We start from the raw sequence: 3,668 nt of genomic DNA on the forward strand, positions 1-3,668 counted from the left end.
CTGGTGCAGCTGACCGCGTGCTGTTCGCGCCGCCGCGGCCGCAGACCGTGGCCGCCGCGCTGCCGCGGCCGGCCGGGCCCGCGTGGCAGGTGCAGTGGATTGCGTCGCACGACAGCGAACAGCGCGAGTCGCTGGTGCAGCTGGTGGAGATGATGAGCCTGCTGGCCGGCTGCGGCCTGCTGATGCTGGGGGTGATGCACTGGCGCGTGCGGCGCTCGTTCCGTGCGCTGGCGCCGCTGCTGTCGGCCATCGAGCAGGTGGAGCGGCAGGACCTGGGGGAGGTGCGCGCGCTGCCGGCCATGCCGATCCGCGAGCTGGACGTGATAGCCCATGCGCTGCGCCACCTGGCCGGCGCGCTGGAAGAGGCCGAGGCGCGCCGCCGCGTGCTGGGCGCGCAGGTGCTCACGCTGCAGGAAGACGAGCGCAACCACCTGGCGCGCGAGCTGCACGACGAACTGGGCCAGCACCTCACCGCACTGCGCGTGGACGCCAGCTGGCTGCAGCGCCGGCTGGCCCACGAGCCCGAACTCGCGGCGGTGGTGGCCGGCATGAGCGAGCACTGCTCGCGCATCCAGAGCGAGGTGAGGGCGCTGCTGACGCGCCTGCGCCCGCTGGGCACCGCGGAGTCCGCGCAAGCCGACGGCGGCGAGAGCGTGGAACGCCTGCGCGCGCTGCTGGAAACGCTGGTGCAGGCCTGGGTGCAGTCGCCGGGCCGCAGCACGCGCTACACGCTGGCCTTCGACAGCGTGGGGCTGGGCGACAGCGACCGCCTGCCGCGCGAACTGGTGCTCACCGTCTACCGCATCAGCCAGGAGGCGCTGACCAACGTGGCCCGCCACGCCCACGCGAGCGAGGCGCGGCTCAGCGTGCGCATCACCCGCGAGCCGGGCGCGGCCACGGCGCTGCTGGACTGGGCGGTGCAAGACGACGGCTGTGGGCTCGACGACGCCGGCGCCTGGCAGCGCGGCAACGGCCTGGCCGGCGTGAAGGACCGCGTGTGGTCGGCCGGCGGCGACCTGGAATGGCAGCCCGCACCGGCATCGGCGGCGGGCACCGGGCGCCCCGGATTGAAGCTGCATGCACGGCTGCCCTTCGCCGTGATCGACAACCGCAGCAACAACGACAACGACAACGTCAACAACAACAGCACTCGTAGCAGCAGCACGACCGCTGCCGAACAGGAGAACATTTCGTGAGCGTGAGCCCATTGCCCGGTCCCTTGCGTGTGGCGCTGGCCGACGACCACGCGGTCGTGCGCGCCGGCTACCGCCGCCTGCTGGAGCTGGAGGCCGACATCGCCGTGGTGGCGGAGTACGGCGACGCCGAGTCGGCCTACAGCGCGCTGGCCGGCAGCAGCGGCGACGACATCGACCTGCTGGTGCTCGACCTTTCCATGCCCGGCCGCAGCGGGCTGGAGCTGCTGCGCCGCCTGGCGCAGCGGCGGCCCGAGTTGTCCGTGCTGGTGTTCACCATGCACGACAGCGCGGCCATGCTCGACCAGTGCCTGCGCGCCGGCGCGGCCGGCTTCGTGACCAAGAGTAGCGCGCCCGAGGTGCTGGTGACCGCGGTGCGCCAGGCCGCGCGCGGCGAGATCGCCCTGTCACCCGACGTGGCTGCGCTCGCGGCCCGCGCCGAGGGCGGCCCGCCGCACACCCGGCTGTCGAGCCGCGAGTTCGACATCCTGCAGCAGCTGCTGGCCGGCCGCGGCGTGGAAGAGATCGCACAGACCTGCGCCTCAGCACCAAGACCGTGGCCAACTACCAGACGCGCATTCGGCAGGCGCTGGGGGTGGGGAGTGCGGTGGAGTTGTTGAACTACGCGCGGGAGCATGGGGTTGGGCGGGCCGGGGGGTTTAGCGGGCTGTTGGCGTCCGCGGAGGAGGTCGGCTGATTTGGGACGCATAACGCACCTGCGTTTGACCGAAAGGGCAGGGCCTTTCTGCTATGAAGCGGCAGGCTTTTTCTCGGGGGAAGGGATTGCGTCAGATCAACGGCGCCAGTACGGTCGCGCATGTCTAAATCTAGTTCAGCTGACGGTCGCCGCTGCGCCGAAGACAACCTGCGTTCAAAGCGAAAGCAGGTGGACGGTATGAAATGCGAGAAGTTTGCTAGCTTGCGCTGCGCTGCGAGCAGGCCGCACAAGCTTGCTTGAGCGGACATGCACACAGCGCAGCGTGAGCCAACAGCAGACAAGCCGCATCGCGCAGCCAGCCGAGCATTAGAGGAATAGTTGATTCATGCCCCGCGTCGATGCACCCGAACCTGTCGTTCGAGCGGACGACCCGCTGCGCGGGCGTCGCTCAACTATTTAGTTAGGCCCCTGAAACCCACTGTGTGCCATGTCTACTAGCCTCATGATCGACAACTGGACCCTTCAAGATGTGGAGGGCCTCCTGTCGAACGGGATCGGAGTCGACACAGTTGGTGAGATTCTCATCTCGCAGGATCGGCAGAGTCATTCGTTCAAGGACTTGCCAGAAGGTGTTTTGCAGATTGACGCTTTGCTGACGCTACTGACCAACTTGATCTGCTTCGATCATTTGACGGTCGACTCCAGATTTCTGTACACCTGGCACCAAGACCACGCTCAACTGCTACCCCTTGCCAATCTTGGCGTCGTAGTGCCGCAGGACTACGGAAACTTCGGCGACGATCTCAACCTGCTTCGAGAGGCAATCGTCGGTGAACTGTGCGTCACACCGACTCTGAAAAGCGAGATCACCGCCATTCAAGCCGCGTGGCGGCATGACAAGTCCCAAATCAATCCGCATTTGTCCGCCCTTCTTTGGGGTGGCGCAGGGATACTGGCGCGAAGTCACCTAAGCAAGACACCGTACTTTGGCCATCCCTTCAGGAGACGCCTACTCCAAGAAACAAAGCTGTTTCCGAGGCAACCCAGCGCGGTCGAATCAGTCACGACGTTCATCCAGGACGAGCGAACACGGATGTTTCGCTTCCGAGGGCTGGCTCTGTCCGGCTCAGTAGCTCATGTGTCAATGCCTCCCTTGGCTATCAGGCGATCGAAAGCGCCGACAACATCGAACAACTGCTGCCCGCTGCGCTCAATCTTCGTGACCAAAACGCCGAACTGAGAACTTGGATCTCGGAGTACCAAGACGCGCTTGATGAAGAAGACGAACGTCGACAGCTGAAGTACGAGAACGTTCTCAGGGATATTTCGCGGGCGCTGCAGGCGCAGTACGGAGCAAATGAGGCTGGGGGGCACCGGGGTGTCGATCAGCACAGCATTCTTTAAGCTGGATCTGCCAAAGTCACTACTAGACAGAGTCAGGAACAGCTTTGGCGTAAGGTCGACGCTCTGCAACTTGGTACTGGCGCCAAGAGGCGCGAAGGCATTGGAGAAGCTTCTTGCGATGCTTGGCGAGGGCAAGTCACTTCTCGGAAGAGATGTACTCCAGGGTCTACAAGCAAGGTACTCCGTCAACCCGGCGGCAGGGGCCTAACCCTTCGCTCGAGCGGACCTCCACCTGCTTGGCGCTTGGCCCGCGAGCCGGTGTGGTTCATCATCCGTCCCGCGGGCCAAGCGCCAACCCGGCGGGGTCCGCTCAGCTCAAACGTTACGCGGCACAAGCCACTTTCATTCCGTCGAAGGGTCGAAGCTCATGGTTCTCCCCGCAGCGCGAGTAGGTCAACGACTTCGAGTTAAGG

General features: G+C 65.4%; 3 protein-coding genes. All 3 read left to right on the forward strand.

The annotated features are described in order from the left end of the window. The coding region (locus Y694_RS20440) for a sensor histidine kinase (protein WP_231497811.1) at positions 1-1,196 on the forward strand (1,196 nt) is incomplete at its 5' end. Then, entirely contained in the window at positions 1,193-1,813 is a 621-nt protein-coding gene (locus Y694_RS20445; RefSeq protein ID WP_310732287.1) for a response regulator transcription factor, read from the forward strand. The genes Y694_RS20440 and Y694_RS20445, both read left to right, overlap by 4 nt. Positions 1,814-2,353: 540 nt before the next feature. Beyond that, entirely contained in the window at positions 2,354-3,091 is a 738-nt protein-coding gene (locus tag Y694_RS24545) for a hypothetical protein (protein WP_155935881.1), read from the forward strand. Positions 3,092-3,668 lie beyond the last annotated feature (577 nt).

This window comes from Methylibium sp. T29-B (assembly GCF_000576225.1).
Taxonomy (GTDB): Bacteria; Pseudomonadota; Gammaproteobacteria; order Burkholderiales; family Burkholderiaceae_C; genus Methylibium; species Methylibium petroleiphilum.

Bases quoted from the DNA above. Each gene is read 5' to 3' on its own strand.
- Y694_RS24545 (WP_155935881.1), top strand. From the start codon at position 2,354: ATGATCGACAACTGGACCCTTCAAGATGTGGAGGGCCTCCTGTCGAAC.